Raw genomic sequence first — 20,101 nt, forward strand, 5'->3', positions numbered from 1 at the left:
CGAACGCGGTATGCTCGATACAGAGTTCCAGGCCATTAAATCAGAAATCAACCGCATGGCTGCCAGCACTACTTTCAATAACCAGCAAATCGTGAATTCATCGTTCAATTACGCGTGGGACACGGATTGGGTCAGTTTAACCGCTGGCATGATTTCCGACTTTACGATTTACAACACAGATGCCAATGCCAACTTTGATTGGTATGTAACAAATTATCTGGATGGTTCGATATATTTCACCGATCCAACCAACAATAAAAATTATGAAATTGTTGTCAGTGGCAGCCCATATTTTAACTCTGGAAACCTGACTTTTACTAGCCGTGCTACCTTTGCAGTCAATGAATTAATTCTTCAACCTGGCGGCGGCACTTCCCTTCGGGTGCCGGCCGGAAGCATTACGTTCAACGCTGGAGCGGATCTGAATCTGATCGATACCGGCAGCACAAACTATGTTTTCCGGGTTACTTCCGCTTCTTATTCATCACAATCCTATCGCGTTAGCACGGGCGCCTCCAATTCCATTATTTCTGCCAGCCTATTCGGGGTTTCTGCCGCAAATCTCGGATTATCCTCTGCCAATATCACCAGTATCGCCAATGCCGAAGCCGCCGCCACTGCGGCACGGATTGCGATCGATATGATTGCCAAAGGCCGTGCAGAAGTCGCCGCCGCGCAAAACCGGATGGAGGCATCCCAACAAAACAATGCCACTACCGCCGAGAATCTGGAACTTGCCCGTTCCTCGTATATGGATCTCGATGTTGCGGCGGAAATGTCTGTCTTTACCAGTAAACAAATATTGGTTCAGGCTGGCATAGCCATGCTTACTCAAGCCAATCAAGTGCCTAAAAATTTGTTGCGCTTATTTGATGCGGGAGGCGGCCGATGAGCCTTTCCATTAAATCCAATCAAGCCTCCAATATCGCTCTCCGAGCGCTCAATCAATCTGATCGGGCGATGACTGCCTCATTGTCAAAACTATCTTCCGGCTCCCGCGTCCAATCTGCCAGAGATGACGCCGCCGCTCTTGCCATCGGCTCCCGCCTCAAAGCCGAACTTTCTGCCCTAAAAACCGTGTCCAACAATGCCACCCAAGGCATTGCTATGCTGCAAATCGCAGAAGGCGCTTATGCCCGCGCCACCGACATGGTTATCCGCATGCGATCTCTCGCCACGCAGGCGGCTTCTTCCAATCTGTCCAACACCGAACGCGGTATGCTCGATACAGAGTTCCAGGCCATTAAATCAGAAATCAACCGCATGGCTGCCAGCACTACTTTCAATAACCAGCAAATCGTGAATTCCACAGTTACCTTGTCTTATGACCCTTCTTACATGCCCACCACTTACACGGACTATATTGCTGACTTCACAATATATGGAATTACCGGTATAGGCAGTCCTGGAGATTGGGTCATGGCTGGGAATAACGGCACATACAACTTTGTTTCCAACGTAACAGGTAAAACTTATTATGTGGATTACCATACCGCAATAGCGGCTGGCATTGTATCTCAAAATACGACAGCAGTTATATATGAAGCTGATAACATAACCGGCTTGCCCACCGGGGTCGTTGCGGGATCTTTTACCATACTTCAGGGAGCAGATGATGGCGGGGTTTTTGTAGCGCTTGACGAAGCTTTCAACAACACGTCGGCTGGAATGTTGGCGCAAAGTTTCAAAGTTTCCACCGGATCTACCAACAACTCTATCACTACCAATATTTTTGGAATTAGCGCGGCAAATCTAGGCCTATCCCAAGCCAGGATCAATACAGCCAACGATGCCAACAATGCTGCCTTAGCAGCCAAAGTTGCCATAGACCTTATAGCCAAGGCGCGGTCAGAAGTCGCCGCGGCGCAGAACAGGATGGAATCATCCCAACAAAATAATGCAAGCACCACAGAAAATCTTGAATTAGCCAGATCTGCCTATCTGGACTTGGACGTCGCATCCGAAATGTCTTCCTTTACCAGCAAACAAGTGTTAATCCAGGCTGGAATTTCCATGCTTGCCCAAGCCAATCAAGTGCCCAAAAATCTATTGAAATTATTTCAATAAAGTTTCTCTTGATTTATTATAAATGTCATTCCATATCGATAGGATGAACAAAGTCGATTTATATCCTTTGGCCGGATACGCCCAAACTGCCTTGGCAATTAAGCCTGCGGAATTTACGCTGACATCCGATTTTAAACCGGCTGGAGATCAACCGGCGGCAATTCAGGCTTTGTTAAAAGGAATTGAACAAGGTGAGCGCGACCAAGTGTTGCTGGGCGTTACAGGATCTGGCAAGACTTTTACAATCGCCCATGTTATCGCCCAACATAAACGTCCCGCGATTATTCTTGCTCCCAATAAAACATTGGCCGCGCAGTTGTATGGCGAGATGAAGGAATTTTTCCCGAATAACGCGGTTGAGTATTTTGTTTCTTATTACGATTACTATCAACCCGAAGCCTATGTACCGCGTTCCGATACTTATATTGAAAAAGAAGCCACGATTAACGAACAAATCGACAGGATGCGCCATTCCGCAACCCGCAGCCTGTTGGAACGGCGCGATGTGATTATTGTCGCATCGGTATCCTGTATTTATGGCATTGGATCGCTGGAAACATACAGCAACATGATTATCCCGGTTAAAACCGGACAGAAAATCGAACGCAATGCGTTGTTAAAACGGTTTGTGGAATTACAGTATAAACGCAACGATATTGACTTTTCCCGCGGCACATTCCGCGTGCGCGGCGACAATGTGGAATTATTTCCGGCTCACTATGAAGACCGCGCTTGGCGATTATCATTTTTCGGGGATGAAATTGAAGGAATTTTCGAATTCGATCCGCTGACCGGAGAAAAAATGGGCAAACTGGAAGAAATTTATGTATTTGCCAATTCGCACTATGTCACGCCGCGTCCAACATTATTGCAAGCTATTGAACAAATCAAAATTGACTTAAAGAAACGTTTGTCGGAATTGAACGCCGAAAATAAATTACTGGAAGCCCAGCGTCTAGAACAACGCACCACTTTCGATCTTGAGATGCTGGAAACGGTAGGTACTTGCGCCGGCATTGAAAATTATTCGCGTTATTTATCAGGACGCAAAGCTGGCGAGGCTCCCCCTACTTTATTTGAATATCTGCCAAAAGACTCTTTGGTTATCGTCGATGAATCGCATGTGACCATGCCGCAATTATCCGCGATGTATAAAGGCGATTTTGCGCGTAAAAGAACCCTGGCGGATTATGGATTCCGCCTGCCATCGGCGATGGATAACAGGCCATTGAAATTCGAAGAATGGGATGCGATGCGATCGCAAACCATTTACGTTTCCGCAACACCTGGGCCTAACGAACTTGCCAAAACTGGCGGCGCATTTATTGAACAAGTTGTGCGGCCAACGGGATTGGTCGACCCCCCATGCGAAATTCGCCCAACCAAATATCAAATCGACGATCTAATTGCCGAATGCAAAGCGGTTGCTTTGAGGTCGCAACGTGCGTTGGTTACGACCTTGACCAAAAAGATGGCGGAAAGTCTGACCGAGTATCTGACCGAAGCCGGATTAAAAGTGCGCTATATGCACAGCGATATTGAAACGCTGGAACGCATCGAAATCCTGCGCGATTTGCGCCTTGGGACATTTGATGTGTTGGTTGGAATCAATTTGTTGCGCGAAGGATTGGATATTCCAGAATGCGGTCTGGTCGCAATTTTAGATGCCGACAAAGAAGGTTATTTACGATCCCGCACGTCGTTAATCCAAACTATTGGCCGCGCCGCGCGGAATATTGACGGCAAGGCCGTTCTATATGCCGACGTAGTTACCAAGTCGATGCGCGAAGCGCTGGATGAAACTTCTCGCCGCCGCGAAAAACAATTAATATATAACAAGGAAAACGGCATCACGCCGGAATCGGTCCGTAAAAATATCAGCAATGTATTGTTAAGTGTTTATGACAAAGCCGATCACGTCGATATCGATCTTGGCGATGATCAGACGCCGCATCTGGTTGGAAAAGATTTGGGTAAATACCGCGAAGAATTGCATCAACGCATGCTTCTCGCCGCAGAGAATTTGGAATTCGAGGAAGCCGCAAGATTGCGAGACCAGTTGAAACGCCTTGATACTCAAGCGTTAGAAATTCCAAGCGGAATTTCCATTCAACAGGGTTCGGCACCGGTAAATTCAAAACGCCGGGCAAAACGCTAACGATGTCTTCTTGCCAAACACAATAGACTTGCTTTGGTCTCATCATCTGACGCGGCTGCCAATTGTATCAAAAATGGCCTGACCTTATTGGCGCAACGATGGCCAATTGGCAGCACCGGCGCTTTTGAAGGCGGAATAAAAGGCCTGCTTTCTTTTTCCTGGCACAGCGTGCCAACAACTGGACCATGATGATTTTTTACAATTGAAAAATATCGGCCGGCTTTTACTTCGGCAACGGCCAAATCATATCCTTTGGCATAACTGCTAATTTGATCCCGCTTATATTTTAGATATATCAGTTCCGTATCTGGCGCTTCGAAAACCAAATAATTATCGTCAAAACCATTTTCGGGTTCTGAACCAACTTGGCAATGCGTATATTGGAAATAAGTGCGGCTATAACGATGATAAACCAGGCAAACACCGGACTGCCGGGCAGCGGTCGGGGAATAGAAATAATGAAAATATTTCCTATTCCCCATGTCGCTTTGTCTTTAAGCCGCTTTGCGATTTTGTTTGGAATCGTTGGCGCTTGCTGGAATTTCCAAGGATTGTTCGCTGGTTTTGGATGCAACCGGACGCATTCCAACCGCTTGCGCGTCGAACACATATAAGCCAAGCACCGCGAAGAACGTGCCCAAAGCAACCGCATAGCCATACATGGGTTTGCCCATCAATACCAAATTGGTCATAATACCGCCGAGCATGAACACACAAGCCATGGCAGAAACCAAAATGATCGAGCGGCCATCGCGCCATTGCTGATAAAGTTTGCCTTGCGGCAGGGAATTGGTCTGAGTGATATTGGTTTCCATGTCTAAGCCTCGCTTTTTGAATTTTTCAGCTATTTCTATAACAGAAACAACGGCGCTCGTCAATAGGGCCGATACTCTGAAATAATAACATAACTAATTGTTATTAAAAGATATATGTTGTCCCCGTGGCGGGGTAAGAATCTGGCCTTCTTTAACCGCAATTTGCCCACGCAAGATCGTGGCCACCGGCCATCCCGTGACTTTCATTCCATCAAAAGGGGTCCAACCGCATTTATACGCCATGTTCTTATGATCGATTTTCTCCACGCGGTTTAAATCGACCAGCACTAAATCCGCATCAAATCCGGTTTCAATTTTTCCCTTATTTTGAATATTCCAAATGCGCGCCGGATTGTGCGACGTCAAATCCACCAATTTTTGCAAAGACAATTTCCCAGCCGCGACATGATTCAACATCAGCGGCAATAATGTTTGCACACCCGGCATGCCGGAATGGGATTGCGGATAATGATGTTGTTTTTCTTCATGCGTATGCGGTGCATGATCGCTGCCGATCATATCGACAATTCCATTTTGCAACGCCTTCCATAACGCATCTTGGTGTTTTTGATCGCGAATCGGCGGGTTCATCTGCGCATAGGTTCCAAGCCGATCATAACATTCTGGCGCAGCCAGCGTTAAATGTTGCGGGGTGACTTCGACTGTTGCGATATCGCGATTCTTACCCAGCAGTTCCATTTCCTGCGCAGTGGTTACATGCAATACATGCACCGGGCGATTCCCGGCGGCACGCGACGCGTTCAACAATCTTGTGGTGGCCTTCAATGCGGTTTCTTCATCGCGCCAAATGGGATGAAAGCGCGGATGCGCGCCATCAATCGCGATTTGCTTGCGCTCACGCAACCGCGGTTCGTCTTCTGCATGCACGGCAACGCGCTTTTTGCCGTTTTTCAAAATCGAGGTTAGAACTTCATCATCTTCAACCAGTAACGACCCTGTCGACGATCCCATAAATATCTTTACACCGGGACAGCCGGGCAAATTTTCCAATTCGTTCAACTGGCCTACGTTTTCCTTGGAACCGCCAATAAAAAAAGCATAGTCGCAATAGGTGCGCCCCTCCCCTGCCTTTATTTTTTCCTGGTGCAGTTCGCGCGTCAAGGTCAATGGCACGGTATTTGGCATTTCAAATATGCCGGTCACGCCGCCCAAGATCGCTGATTTGGTTCCTGTCGATAAATCTTCTTTATGTGTCAGGCCAGGTTCACGGAAATGCACTTGCGTGTCAATCACGCCGGGCAATACATGTAAATTTTTTGCTTCTAAAATCTTAACCGCTTTGGCCGAAGATAAATTGTCCACCGCGGCAATTTTCTCGCCTGTAATGCCAATATCGGCCTGTACCACGCGGTCCGGTAAAACCACCGTTCCGCCTTTGATTAAAAGGTCAAAAGAATTCATAAGATATATGTAGAGGATTCTGACTTAAAAAAGAAGGGGCAAATAAAAAATCTAAGCTGCCTTAGCATAAGAGCCCATCATGGCCACTTGTTCGTATAAATCGAAATAACGACGTACTACGGATTCTTGGCTATAGGTGGAATGATAGGTACGTTGCGCATTTTGCGCCAGCCGTTTACGCAACACATCATCGGTTAAAATATTGCGCATCGCATCGGCAAGTTCGCCGACATTGTCGATCGATACCAGCAATCCATCTTGGTCATGGGTAACAATGCTTTTTGGCCCTTGCGAGGCGGCGGCCACTACCGGACATCCTTGCGACCAGGCCTCCAGAATAACAATGCCAAATGGTTCATAACGCGATGGCAAAACAAATAAATCCGCCTCGCGCAGCAAAGCCTGATGATCGGTACGCCAGCCCAGAAACCGCACCCGATCGGCCAACTTCAGATCTTCCGCCAACTGAGTTAATGGTTTGCGCAAATCGCCCTCTCCGGCGATCCATAAATATGCGTCCGGAACATCCACCATCGCTTGCAACAAAATATCTTGCGCCTTGCGAATATGCAGCCGTGCGGTCGATAAAATAACTTTGGCGTCTTCTGGCGTATCGAATTGCGCCCGGGTAATCGGCGCGGTCGGTTTTAACATCGCAAAAGGCGGAATCACATGTACTCGATCGCTAGACCAACCAGCGTCCAAGGCATGACGCTTCATATCATTGGTCAATGCAACAACGTGGTCGCAAGTTTGGTAATATTTCATATCGTGATATCCGCCCAGCCAGCCAATATGCACAAAAGGTTGGCGCATGGTTGGCAGCGGAGTAAATTTAGTCGCACGGTTCATCCAGGTTTGCACAATGTGCGGACGGAAATTTTTAATTTCTTCGCGCATCACGAAACGGCTGCGCCAATCCAGCCATCCGCCAAATTGCAAGGCGGTCACATCGACCCCGCCTTTTTCCAATAATTCCAGGCGTGATAAATAAGGGCGCATTACCGCTTTTTGAACAATCGAAATCGGGGCTTTTTGGTAGTTTTTTATCGCGAGGATCAGTTCACCGAAAAATAATTCGGCCCCTCCGTGTTCGGCACCAGCTATGACTTGTAGTACACGCATACCCTTCTTTAAACTCCACCCTGCTCTATCGGTTAACCCGAATATTAAGTTTAATGTCTTATTATCTGTCCGGATGATAGCGGAAAAGGAAATAAAAATCCAGACTAAAAAAGGATGTATTTTAGGTAATTTTATAAAAAATTATTTAATATCAATGTTTTATATAGGAAACAAATCATTATTTCAGCGATTTTATCGTATCACTCTCCTGATACATTATTTGCCCTATATGGCTTCAAATGCGGCGGCGGCCCGATCCCAGGTCCAGGCTTGTTGAAGACGGATTGCATTCCGGTGCAATTCCATCCAATGAGTATCATCTTGCAAAATACGAATGGCGCGCCCTGCGAATTCCTCGTCACTATGCGCCACATATCCGGTCTGCCCATCCACCACACGTTCGGCAACACAGCCGACCGGTTGCACGATCGCGGGGACACCCATCGCTTGCGCTTCGCCAACCGCCAGGCAGAAAGTTTCACCCACATCGCCGCGATATAACAACGCGCGGGATGAATACAATTCTTCGCGCAATTGTGGCTTTGCTATGGGATCGCGCAAAATGACCCCCTTGTTTTGCATAGCGCGAGCCGCATTCAATACCGCTTCCATTTTATCGCCCAATTTTGTTCCTTGCGCTTTATACGTAGAAGCGCCGGAAAAAATATGCAACTCCGCCTGTGGCAAAGCCGGATGAATATAGTTTTGCCAAATTTGCAGTAACCAATCGAGTGAACGCAGAGGATTCGATGTAAAAATTACTTTTGGTGACGGAGCGTTGATGCGCTCTGTTGCGCCTAAAAAATCTTTTGATATGCCGTATGGAATAATAATTCGAGAATTCGGCTTAAGCCAAGGCGGAGCAAAGGGCGGATATGTATCGGCATGATGCTGGCCGGAAAATACGATGCTGGGCCGATACCGGGCGATACGATGGAAATAGCGGAATTTCAAAAGATAATTAGCCGGATTATGAATCCAGAATATACGGCGTTTTATATCCGGCATTAAATCGATCAATTGCCAGCCGCGATTGGCAACATACACATCCGCATCTTGCGGCCACGGCGCGCCAAGCGGCCGCCACGAAACACCATTGTGATCCAACGGCGCCAGGCATTTATTGCGTACACTGATTTTGTGACCGCGTTTTGCCAACGCCTCGCACATCGAAATGAAAGCCGATTCCGCACCGCCCAATGGCCCTCGCTCGATACTTTGCCCATCGAAGACAATCGATTCATCGGCAAACAAAAAATGCGCCATTATTTTTCTCGTATAATTTTAAATAAGATAATAAGGGGAATAGCCCTGCGCACGCGGCAATTACCACGCCATAACCGCCTTCGCGCCAGCCGCCACGCAGCACATAACATTTGAAGAAACGGGAAAAAAACCGGCGGATTTGCGTAGCTAAATTTCCAACCGATTCGCCGCGGTTCAGTTTGTCTTGCCAATCCAGCGCCCGTAACGCGGCGTAACGATCAAGACGGCGAATCGTATCGGACAAATCTTTATCGACATAATGTATCAATCGGTTTTGCAACAGATGGCCTTTTCTGCCATTCCAAGTTAGGGATGGGTGTACGCGTTCCTGGCCCCAAATTTTTGCATTTCTGCGGAATAACCCGCCATAAGCCGGCTTTCCAAACGATCCGCCCCAACCATGCCGTACCAAACGCGCGCCAATGTAATTATCTACCGGGATAAAATAATAATCCGCCGCGCCGGACCCGGCCGCATTTTTCATCTCTATGCCTAATTCAGATGATGCGCGTTCATCCGCATCGATTTCAAAAATCCAATCGCCGCTGCAAGCTTGAATGCCGGTATTGCGCCGCTCGCCTTCGATGTCCCAACTACCCTCGACAAGTTTGGCGTTATGTTTTTGGGCGATGGATTTCGATCCGTCCGTGCATTTATCCAGTACTACTACAATTTCATCGGCAAATTTTAATGTGGCCAAGCAATCCGCCAATTGTTTTTCCTCGTTATGCACAACAACAAGCGCGCTGATACTCATGCAGCGGCCTTTGCTTGGATACGTTGCCATAATTGCCGCGCCGAACCTTCGACCACATCCACCGACAAACTGGTCATCAACGAATCTTGTTTGCTGGAATCAAATGTCGGGCTGTAGACTAATTCTTCATATGTTTCTTCGGTTTGCGCAAAAGCAACTTTACCTTTGCCCGACGGCCATGGCCCATAATTATGAACCGGACTTGGCCCAAATAAGCCGATTACATTGGCGCCGCTCGCCGCCGCAATATGCATTAATCCGGAATCATTGCCGATATATAAAGAAGATTTTTGAAAAATTGCGGCGCAGGTAAGCAAATCCGGCTTGCCAATCAAATCTAACACCGGCCAGCCGGCTAAACTATCCAACATAGGTTGTGCCTGAGGCCTTTCATGCGCGGCGCCAAAAATTGCAATATTCGCGCCTGGAAAAATTCCATTCTGACCGGTCAGTCGTTTTGCCAGTTCCGCAAAACGATCTGCCGGCCACATTTTTCCGCCCCAATTCGCCGTGGGCGCAATACACAGCAATGGTTTTTCGCCAAGGCCCGAAATCAGCGTCTTTGCCTTTTGTATATTTTCGTCGCCAATCCACAGTTTCGGCACCGGCGGCGGATTGATGCCAATCAAATTTCCCATATCCTGCACACGATGCAAATTCGGATCAGTTTTTTTGTTAATGATCCGTTTGTTGGCACGCAAGAAATATGACAAGGCGGAACGGCGCAGATCGATCACATAATCCCAACGCGTGCCGACGGTTTGCCGCCAAAGATCTATCCAATGACCGGCGTAAGGTTTTTTCTCCACGACGATAATTTTTTCAAGATTGGGAACGGTTTTGAAAATTCCCGCCGCTGGCGCGCCGCACGCAATCGTCACCTGAATTCCCGGGTTCTGAGCAATTATATGGTTCAGTAAACCGGTCGATAAAACCGCATCGCCAATCCGGGTTGAGGTAATAAAAAGCAATTTCATGATTATTTTGTCCATTATGCGCCCCTAATTAACCATAAAAGCTTGTTTTTCGCTATTTTTTAATCTTGTGTCTGAAAAAGATATTGGTTATATTCCGGCCGAGGGTGAAAATGAATAGTAATAATAGTCCCAAAAAATTGGCGACCGATTTATTGGCAGATGCCGAGTACTTTGTCACTCGCGAGGTTTTCCGCGTCACCATGGCAAAACCCGGGGATGCTTTTCCTCAGATAGAGCGCGATTTAATCACCGGTAATAATACCTTAAAAAAGACAACCGCCAAACCAGGCGATGTCATCATATTGCGCAAGGACAAGGGCGAATGGGTATTTCATGAATTTGTGCCTGGTCCTATGGTGCCAAAATTATACAGCGAAATTACCACCAATAGTAAAGATGAACATTGCGTTCGCGGATTAGTACGCGCTGTTTTCGTATTCAGTCCTATGACTATTATTGTACCTTATGCCAATCAGCAGCAGAACAATGATGGATGTTTCTTATGCCAAACTGGCACAAGAGATATAAGAGTTTTAAAACCATCCGAATTTGATGAAAAATACCTTTCATTTAATTGCGATCAATATGGAAGGCCCGCCCTAAGAAACAGAAAATCCGATTTAGGTCCCATCCCAACAGAAGATTTATCAGAGCATTCTTCCGTATGGACAGAGTTTGATCGCAAATCCATGGTTGTTATCGATGATCGAATTTTTGAATCGTCCCCGGATAACCCGCCACCCGCTTTATACCGCCGCAAAAATAGCACCACGATCTGGCGCGCAAGCCCTATTCAAGCCAAACATTACATACAAGAATTAGAAGCCAGCGAAGATCTTGCCGGTACTCCCACGCGTTCATATCGTGATATGGAATTATGGTGTTTGCCATCGGCGGATGGAACGAAATATCATATAGTACCCAAAGATCAATTAAAACAAGGATTCACAATTGATGCTGAAAATACAGACCAAATTACCGGCGCAGCCTTATTTCAGGCTGTAAGAATACGCCGCCCTTTTATATATCATTCTGCAGATGGAAGTCAGCATATACGAGATGCCGGGGATGTCGCTGTATTGCGTTATATGAATGGTGAAGTTCATTTTATACCCTGGAAGTTATTTACCAAAAATTGCATGCTGTATGATCCCCATCGGGACCCGGTCAAATCTAAAAAACATTCTGCAATTCCTAGTGGCCCAGTTTCAGTTGCGGATGACTTGGTATATAGGTTGGGAATCGCGCCAAATATGAAAATTCGCTAGTTTCCATTGACATTATACTTGGCAATTCTATTGTTATTATAGGTCAATATGTCTCCTATCCTCCTTCCCAACCGCCAAATTATTTCCGTATCCGGAGTCGATGCAAAATCATTCCTGCAAGGTTTGATCAGCAACGATATCGAACAAGTCAGCGGCGATAAATCCATTTATGCGGCGTTTTTATCGGCGCAAGGGAAGTTCCTGCATGATTTATTTATTTCCAGCCGGGATGGCGAGTATTTAATAGATTGTGAATCCGCGCGCGCGGCGGATTTGGTCAAACGCCTGACCATGTATAAATTGCGCGCGCAAGTGGATATTAAGAACCGCGCCGATGATTTTGCCATTATGGCAGTTATGGACGGAAAATCCGATTTGCCGCAACATAATGGCGAAACTGTAAGTTATGAGAATGGGATTCTTTACCGCGATCCAAGATTGGCGGACATTGGCTGGCGAATGATTCTGCCGAAAAATAAACTGCCCACCAGCAGCGATTTTTATGAATATGATTACGTCCGCGCCAAATTGGGATTGCCGGATGGCAGCCGCGATATGGAAATTGACCGGGCGATTATTCTGGAAAACGGATTTCAAGAATTGAACGCGATCGATTGGCAAAAAGGCTGTTATGTCGGCCAGGAATTGACAGCGCGCACTAAATATCGCGGCTTGGTGCGTAAACGCCTGTTGCCATGCGAAGTTACAACCGGTGTAAATGTTCCGGAGTTTGGCACCAAGATAGAATTGCGCCTGCCCGATGGCATGAAAATTGACGCCGGCGAAACCCGTTCCGCCATACAGGGCAAAGATGGCGATCCATCGCTAGTACTGGCGTTGTTACGGTTGGAACATGTGATGCAGCCGCATGAATTTTATACCGGCAACATCGTATTACGGCCATACATTCCGCACTGGATGCGATTGCCAGAACAAGAATCCGAAGAAATGTAACTTTATGCCGCCCGGCGTTTTGCCGATTTGGCGGATGATTTCGATTTCTGTTTCTTCCGGCCGGCAGTCGTCAAACGAATTACTTTTTTACCATTGGCAATCTTAGGCGCTTTTTTGGCAGCTGATTTTTTTGCTTTATTTCTTAAGGTTGCTTGCGCGGCCGCCAAGCGTGCCACTGGAATCCGGTAAGGCGAGCAGGAAATATAGTTCAAACCGGATTTTTCAAAAAACTGGATTGAATTCGGATCGCCGCCATGTTCGCCGCAAATGCCGATTTTCAAGTCTTTACCGGTTGCGCGGCCGCGTTCCACCGCGATTTCAACCAATTCGCCAACGCCGATCTGATCTATGGTTACGAATGGATCGCGCGGAAAAATATTATACCGCTGATATTCCGGCAGGAAACTGCCGGAATCGTCACGCGACAATCCAATCGCGGTTTGGGTCAGATCATTGGTGCCGAAACTGAAGAATTCGCATCCAGCATTTGCGAGATCGCCGGCACGCAAGGCCGCGCGCGGCAATTCAATCATCGATCCAATCGTATAAGGCACTTTGGCTGATTTTTCGCTAAACACCTGCTCGGCGGTGGTTTTAATCAATCTCTGAATAATGGAAAATTCTTGTTCGGTAGCCACCAGCGGAATCATAATTTCCGCAATCGGCGGCTTGCCGGATTTTTGCTTGGTTTCCAATGCCGCTTCGATAATGGCACGCACTTGCATCGCGTAAATTTCAGGATAGACGATCGCCAAACGGCATCCGCGCAAGCCCAGCATCGGATTGATTTCTTTCAATTGATGCACCCGGTCGCGCAGCGCATCTTCATCGACACCCGATGCCGCGGAAACCTCGGCAATTTCCTTTTCGCCATGCGGCAAGAATTCATGCAATGGCGGATCCAACAAACGAATCGTCACCGGCAATCCGGCCATTTCGCGGAAAATTCCAACAAAATCGGCGCGCTGCATCGGCAGCAATTTGGCCAGCGCCTTTTGCCGTTCTTCTTTGGTTTTCGATAAAATCATTTCGCGCATCGCGGCGATACGGGTTCCTTCGAAAAACATGTGTTCGGTGCGGCATAAACCAATGCCTTCCGCGCCAAACCCTCGCGCAATCTTGGCATCCTGCGGCGTATCGGCGTTGGCGCGCACATTCAACCGGCGCGTATCATCCACCCAGCGCATAATGGTGGCAAATTCCTTGGTCATTTCCGGCTGCAACATCGGCACGGAACCGGCGATAATTTCACCAGTGGTGCCATCGATGGTGACGAAATCGCCAGCGCGCAAGGTTTGATTCGATGCGGTTAAGGTACCGTTGTGATAATCGATTTTGATCTGGCTGGCGCCAACAACGCAAGGCCGTCCCATACCGCGGGCAACCACCGCCGCGTGGCTAGTCATCCCGCCGCGCGTGGTGACAATACCCTTGGCGGCGTGCATGCCGTGAATATCCTCGGGGCTGGTTTCAATCCGCGCCAAAATGACATTTTTGCCCTTATGGGTCAGATCTTCGGCTTCATCCGCGGAAAAGCTTAGAATGCCGGATGCCGCGCCGGGCGAAGCCGGCAATCCCTTGCCCAAAACATTTTTCTGCGCGTTGGGATCAAGGCGCGGATGCAGCAATTGATCCACCGATTGCGCATCGATACGCAAAATCGCTTCTTCCTTGCTGATAATTTTTTCCGACACCATTTCCGCTGCAATACGAATCGCCGCAGCTGCGGTGCGCTTTCCAGACCGTGTTTGCAGCAAATATAGCTGATCGCGTTCGATGGTGAATTCAATATCCTGCATGTCGCCGTAATGTTTTTCCAGCAAAGTGCGAACGCGCTGCAATTCTTTATAAATGGCCGGCATCGCTTCTTGCATGGAAAGACCGCGCGTCATCATAGGCTGCGCATTTTTTGGGCTTTTGCCATGGCTGCAAGCATGATCTTTTTCTTGTCTAATGGGTTGCGGCGTGCGAATTCCGGCAACCACATCCTCGCCTTGCGCATTGATCAAATATTCGCCGTATAAAAGATTCTCGCCGGTCGATGGATTGCGGGTGAAACAAACGCCAGTGGCGCAATCGTCGCCCAAATTGCCAAACACCATCGATTGCACCGTCACCGCCGTGCCCCATTCTTCGGGAATATGGTGGATTTTACGGTATGTTTTAGCGCGCGCATTTTGCCAGGATTCAAACACCGCGCCAATCGCGCCCCATAATTGTTCGGCGATATCTTGCGGAAATTCCCGCCCCGCGCGGCGTTTTACCAAGGCCTTGTAATCCGCCACAATCGCTTTCATTTGCGGCGCGGTCAAATCCGTATCGCGCGCCACATTGGCCGATAATTTATGATGATCTAGCACTTGTTCAAACTCGTGATGATCGATATGCAGCACCACATTGCTGTACATTTGAATAAAGCGGCGATAACAATCATAGGCAAAACGTTCATCATGCGATTGTTTCACAAGACCGAATACGGTGCGATCGTTCAATCCCAGATTCAATACCGTATCCATCATGCCAGGCATGGATACGCGCGCGCCGGAACGCACCGAAACCAGCAATGGATTGGCATTATCGCCAAATTTTTTCCCGGTCGCTTTTTCAACCGCGGATAAAGCCATCGAAACCTGATCGACCAAATTTTTCGGATAGGATTTATTATTATCGTAAAAATAACAGCAAGTTTCGGTGGAAATGGTAAAACCTGGCGGCACGGGTAAACCCAATTTGCACATTTCCATCAAATGCGCGCTTTTCCCGCCCAGCAATTCGACGCGCGCCGCGTCATTTGCGGCCGGTAAAGATTTTATTTTCCGGTCAAAACCGAAAACCCAGATTTTATTTTTGTTACTGTTGGCGGAAGCGCGGAAAGAAGCCATGAGAACCTGCCGGTGTTAGGAATTATGCAAGCCATTCTAATAATTCCGCATGGCCGGTAGCAAGGATAATGTCGCCCTTACCCCCGGCCATAAACATAATAAATCATTGCAAAACCAATATTTTCCGTGGCGCAAAGTAGTTGCCGAAGGTCCAGTTCTTGTATAGACTCGATCTTTGTGACTAAGGGTACAATATAAATGATAGAACATTTAGGATCACAAAACGAACCGTCCTCGTGGCAGAAATTAAGAATTATCTGGAATCAGCCCAATATACTTGGGCTTCCGGCCAGGATTTTATGCGCATTATGGTTAGTTTCATATACGGCAATATTGGGTTTTAGTTTTGCAACCATCACATCTCTTGCCGCGGGACCCACACTGGGGTTTATTTTTCCAGTGCTCGGCGCCGCCGCTTCATGCGGATTCTTGACCTATAAATTACGGTTCAATCCCCATGTAGAAAATTCTATCAATCCGCCAACGCTAAGATCAATTACTTTACCCAGACCATTCGATAGATATTCTTTGCCTTATTGCCGGGCGCCGCGTTCCACAGGCACTCGCCATGCTGGCCAGGATCGTTCCCCTGCCGCAGTTTCACGGGTGCGGGGATAAGATGACACGCCTTCTCATCAAGACCTTGTTAAGTACGGCGGCGATTTCACTCGGCATGGGATTTTTTACCAATAGAGTTTTAGAAATGACGAAAACTTTATTTTATAGCGCAGCAATATACTATATTGCGCATATGGGCAGAAACAAAAGAGACGCGTTAGAAATAGTATCAGTACCAGTTAACAATTATCCAAATCCCTCAGAACCTCCAGTAACCATTAGACGGGCAACCGATCTACAAGCAGGGTTTAGAGTACCTGCGCCTTTTAAACCAACGAGCATATTTGAGGTAGATGGCTCTGAACCCACACCATCTGAATGTATACCGGAAGATGACTATACTCCGCCGACTTCATTTCATTTTATTTCAACTTCCGCAACAACACAGCAACCGCCAACAGGAAATGAAGCAGCACCATATCAGTTTTGGAGTACGCCAGGACCATGTCGGGTTCAACCCAGCATTATTGATCTTGAAGCCGCCAAAAAGCCTCTGCCCGCAAAATTAGCGGAAAGAATAAATAATGCCGATTGGTCGCAATTGGCGCCTGTCGCAACTCAACCGGCAACAGGTAATGAGGCTACATTTCAAACGGAGCTGCCTAATTATACGCCAAAACCAATTCAAGATCGTGGCGCATTAATGGATGAACAAACAAGGCGGAATCTAAATCGCGAATATGTAAGGTAAATCAGCCTTCGATTTTGGAAAAATCGGCAATCGTGTCGATAGTTGCGCGGATTTGATTTAACAGGCGCAAGCGATTGTCGCGGATTTCAGGATCTTCCGCATTCACCTTTACATTGTCGAAAAATTCATCCAGCGGCGCACGCAGTTGCGACAAGGTCTGAATCGCCTCGCCAAATTTGCCTTGTTCGATCAAACGTTCGGCTGGGGCATAATTTTTCTGTAAAATCTCGAATACTTTGATTTCCGCAGGTTGTTGCAATAACCGGCTGTCGGCGGCGGCGCCATAATCGCGTTTGTCCTTGGCGGCTTCGGCCTTGACGATATTGGCGGCGCGGCGATAGGCAGCAAGCAGTTGCTGGCCTTCGGTTGCGGATAAATATTTCTGCACCGCTTCGGCGCGCTGTACGGTTTTACGTAAATCGCTTTCTCCGTCCAGCGACAATACCGATGCCACCACATCGTGACGAATGTCTTTGTCTTTCAAATAGACTTTCAGACGATCATCAAAGAATTCGATGACTTCATCGCATAATTTTTCTTCGCCCAATTTAATATCTTCCAATTGTTCGGCATAATTTTGATATACGAGGCCAATCAATGGACGCAAGTTTAAAGAAACATTATTTTCCAAAATAATACGGATAATGCCAAGGCATGCACGGCGCAGCGCAAATGGATCTTTCGATCCGGTCGGTTTTTCGCCAACCATGAAAAATCCAACCAGCGTATCGATTTTATCGGCGAGCGCCAACGCGATGGACAAAGGCTGTTTTGGAATTTCATCGGCCGGACCCAGCGGGCGGTAATGGTTGGCGATGGCATCGGCAATGGCAGTACTTTCGCCTTCGGCCTTCAAATATTCGCCGCCCATATATCCTTGCAATTCTGGAAACTCGCCGACCATGCCGGTCACTAAATCGGCTTTGCACAATAAGGCTGCGTCCAATGCTTCGACGGGATTTGCGCCGGTTTTATCCGCCAGAGCCCTGGTAATATTGGACAAGCGGGTTGCTTTTTGACCAATCGTGCCCAATTTCGCGTGGAACACGATATCTTTTAATTTTGGCAAACGATCTTCCAAACGTGTTTTGCGGTCCTGATCCCAGAAAAATTTGGCATCCGACAAGCGCGCGCGCAATACGCGCTCATTGCCGGCGATAATGGTTTTTCCGCCATCTTTCGCGTCAATATTCGCCACGAACGCAAATTTATTGGCCAACGTGCCGTCCTTGTTCAACAGCGAGAAATATTTTTGATGTTGGCGCATGGATGTGATCAGCACCCGATCCGGCACACTCATAAATTCAGCATCAATTGTGCCCACCAGAACCACCGGCCATTCCACAAGACCAACGACTTCTTCTAAAAGACCGATATCGTCGCGCACCGTTAGGCTCAGTTTCTTCGCGGCAGCCTCTAAACCTGCTTTAATTTTCTCTTTCCGTGCTTCGCGGCTTAGAACAACACAAGCGGATTCCAATTTTTTCTGATAATCGGCAAAGTTTTTCACCGCGAACGGTTTGCCATCACTCATAAAGCGGTGGCCCAGCGTATTCGATCCAAATGTAACTTGCACGCCATTGGTGAAATCTACCGATCCCACTAATGACTTGTCGTCCAACACCGCACAAACCGAACGTAATGGGCGCACCCAGGTTTTTTGCGATCCGCCCCAGCGCATGGATTTCGGCCAATCAAATTCCGCAACTAGTTTTTGTACAATACCAGGCAAAATATCGGCGACCGGCATAGCAGGCTGTTTCATCTGGCAAAAATAAAAATCGCCTTTGTCGGTTTTACGCACTTCCGCGTCTTCGATTTTTTTCAATCCAGTCGATTTCAGAAAACCTTGAATTGCTTGATCCGGCGATCCAACGCGCGGGCCCTTGCGTTCTTCGGATTTTTCCGGGCGTGACGCCGGCAATCCATCCGCAACCAAAGTCAAACGACGTGGCGTTGTATGATGGACGATGGATTTCACAGTCAAATCGTTGGCAGCCAGTTGCGCGGTAAAAAATGCCTGTAAATCCTCGCCAGCTTTCGCTTGCATCCGCGCTGGGATTTCTTCGGAAAATAATTCTAATAAAAATTCGGCCATGATTATCCTACCGCGCGGCGTTTTTCAGGTTTCGCATTCGCCTCGTCCGCCGGATTTTGAGTTTTTACCCAGGCTTCGCAGCATTTTTTGGCCAGTTCCCGCACCCGGCCAATATAAGCAGCGCGTTCAGCGACTGAAATCACCCCGCGCGCATCGAGCAAATTGAAACGGTGCGACGCCTTGATACATTGATCATAGGCTGGCAGCGCAAGACCGGCCGCCAATAAATTAGTGCATTCCAATTCCGCAGCCTGAAAATGTTCGAACAGCATTTCGGTATCGGCATGCACGAAATTATGCGCGGAAAATTCTTTCTCTGCCTGTAAAAACACATCGCCATATTTCAACGGTACCGGCGATTTTGGATGATTGAACGGCAAATCGTACACATTTTCATATCCCAGCACATACATGGCTAGGCGTTCCAAACCATAAGTCAATTCCGCCGAAACGGGATTGCATTCGATCCCGCCGACTTGTTGAAAATAAGTGAACTGGGTGACTTCCATCCCATCGCACCACACTTCCCAGCCAAGGCCGGAAGCGCCCAATGTCGGGCTTTCCCAATCGTCTTCGACAAAACGGATGTCATGATTTTTCAAATCGAAACCCAGCGCCGCGAGCGATCCCAAATATAGATCCTGCACATTTTCCGGCGATGGTTTCATGATCACTTGATATTGATAGTAATGTTGCAACCGGTTCGGGTTTTCGCCATACCGTCCATCCGACGGGCGGCGCGATGGTTGCACATACGCCGCAAACCATGGCTTCGGGCCAAGCGCGCGCAAAGCGGTTGCGGGATGAAAAGTGCCAGCGCCCATTTCCATGTCATAGGGTTGCAAAATGGCGCAACCTTGCGCCGACCAATAATTTTGCAGCGCTAAAATAATATCCTGGAAACATTCCGGTTTTTGCATTTTCAATCAATCCTGCTGGGCATTGCATGTATGCGGCAAGCTTACATAAGCCTTGCATTTATCGCAATATTGTAAATCGGTGG

Annotated in this window: 16 protein-coding genes; 6 read left to right on the plus strand and 10 right to left on the minus strand. The window is 47.7% G+C overall.

The genetic code is table 11. The features are described from left to right. The 3 genes from EYC62_04085 to uvrB all read left to right on the plus strand — a co-directional run. The coding region (locus EYC62_04085) for a hypothetical protein (protein ID TAH35602.1) at positions 1-892 on the plus strand (892 nt) is incomplete at its 5' end. Further along, complete coding sequence (locus tag EYC62_04090) at positions 889-2,067, plus strand: hypothetical protein (protein ID TAH35603.1); 1,179 nt, start codon at positions 889-891, stop codon at positions 2,065-2,067. The genes EYC62_04085 and EYC62_04090, both read left to right, overlap by 4 nt. A gap of 43 nt (positions 2,068-2,110) precedes the next feature. Then, positions 2,111-4,225, plus strand: a complete 2,115-nt coding sequence (gene uvrB, locus EYC62_04095; protein ID TAH35639.1) for an excinuclease ABC subunit UvrB — start codon at positions 2,111-2,113, stop codon at positions 4,223-4,225. On the opposite strand, the gene EYC62_04100 is transcribed toward uvrB, so the two are convergent. The 7 genes from EYC62_04100 to EYC62_04130 all read right to left on the minus strand — a co-directional run bounded on the left by EYC62_04100 (position 4,222) and on the right by EYC62_04130 (position 10,590). Next, positions 4,222-4,707 carry a hypothetical protein gene (locus EYC62_04100; GenBank protein ID TAH35604.1) on the minus strand — a complete coding sequence of 162 codons (486 nt, stop codon included), beginning with the start codon at positions 4,705-4,707 and terminating at the stop codon, positions 4,222-4,224. The genes uvrB and EYC62_04100 overlap by 4 nt on opposite strands. A 12-nt stretch (positions 4,708-4,719) precedes the next feature. Beyond that, the gene (locus EYC62_04105; protein ID TAH35605.1) at positions 4,720-5,040 is read right to left on the minus strand and encodes a hypothetical protein; all 321 of its coding nucleotides are present in this window, start codon (positions 5,038-5,040) and stop codon (positions 4,720-4,722) included. A 93-nt stretch (positions 5,041-5,133) separates the two neighbouring features. Continuing rightward, a complete protein-coding gene (locus EYC62_04110) occupies positions 5,134-6,462 on the minus strand; it encodes a dihydroorotase (protein ID TAH35606.1) in 1,329 nt (442 codons plus the stop codon). Between the two features lie 51 nt (positions 6,463-6,513). Further along, complete coding sequence (locus EYC62_04115; GenBank protein TAH35607.1) at positions 6,514-7,587, minus strand: glycosyltransferase; 1,074 nt, start codon at positions 7,585-7,587, stop codon at positions 6,514-6,516. Positions 7,588-7,812: 225 nt separating this feature from the next. Further along, on the minus strand, positions 7,813-8,853 hold the full coding sequence (locus EYC62_04120) for a glycosyltransferase family 1 protein (protein TAH35608.1): 1,041 nt from the start codon (positions 8,851-8,853) through the stop codon (positions 7,813-7,815). Next, positions 8,828-9,610 (minus strand): glycosyltransferase family 2 protein, encoded by a 783-nt coding sequence (locus tag EYC62_04125; protein ID TAH35609.1) that lies wholly within the window; start codon positions 9,608-9,610, stop codon positions 8,828-8,830. Before EYC62_04125 ends, EYC62_04120 begins: the two co-directional genes overlap by 26 nt. Continuing rightward, positions 9,607-10,590, minus strand: coding sequence for a glycosyltransferase family 9 protein (locus tag EYC62_04130; GenBank protein ID TAH35640.1), 984 nt, complete (start codon positions 10,588-10,590; stop codon positions 9,607-9,609). Before EYC62_04130 ends, EYC62_04125 begins: the two co-directional genes overlap by 4 nt. 107 nt (positions 10,591-10,697) lie before the next feature. Between EYC62_04130 and EYC62_04135 the strand changes: the two genes are divergently transcribed. Next, positions 10,698-11,855, plus strand: a complete 1,158-nt coding sequence (locus EYC62_04135; protein ID TAH35610.1) for a hypothetical protein — start codon at positions 10,698-10,700, stop codon at positions 11,853-11,855. Positions 11,856-11,903: 48 nt separating this feature from the next. Then, positions 11,904-12,809 carry a folate-binding protein gene (locus EYC62_04140; GenBank protein TAH35611.1) on the plus strand — a complete coding sequence of 302 codons (906 nt, stop codon included), beginning with the start codon at positions 11,904-11,906 and terminating at the stop codon, positions 12,807-12,809. Between the two features lie 2 nt (positions 12,810-12,811). Here the strand turns inward: EYC62_04140 and EYC62_04145 are convergent, their stop codons facing one another. Further along, entirely contained in the window at positions 12,812-15,691 is a 2,880-nt protein-coding gene (locus tag EYC62_04145; GenBank protein ID TAH35612.1) for a pyruvate, phosphate dikinase, read from the minus strand. Between the two features lie 619 nt (positions 15,692-16,310). Here EYC62_04145 and EYC62_04150 point away from each other — a divergent pair. After that, the gene (locus EYC62_04150; protein ID TAH35613.1) at positions 16,311-17,000 is read left to right on the plus strand and encodes a hypothetical protein; all 690 of its coding nucleotides are present in this window, start codon (positions 16,311-16,313) and stop codon (positions 16,998-17,000) included. Position 17,001: 1 nt separating this feature from the next. Here EYC62_04150 and EYC62_04155 read toward each other — a convergent pair whose 3' ends face one another. Next, entirely contained in the window at positions 17,002-19,098 is a 2,097-nt protein-coding gene (locus EYC62_04155; protein TAH35614.1) for a glycine--tRNA ligase subunit beta, read from the minus strand. 2 nt (positions 19,099-19,100) lie between these two features. Then, positions 19,101-20,018, minus strand: coding sequence for a glycine--tRNA ligase subunit alpha (locus EYC62_04160; GenBank protein TAH35615.1), 918 nt, complete (start codon positions 20,016-20,018; stop codon positions 19,101-19,103). Positions 20,019-20,101 lie beyond the last annotated feature (83 nt).

The sequence above is a fragment of the Alphaproteobacteria bacterium genome (assembly GCA_004295055.1).
Classification (GTDB): Bacteria; Pseudomonadota; Alphaproteobacteria; order SHNJ01; family SHNJ01; genus SHNJ01.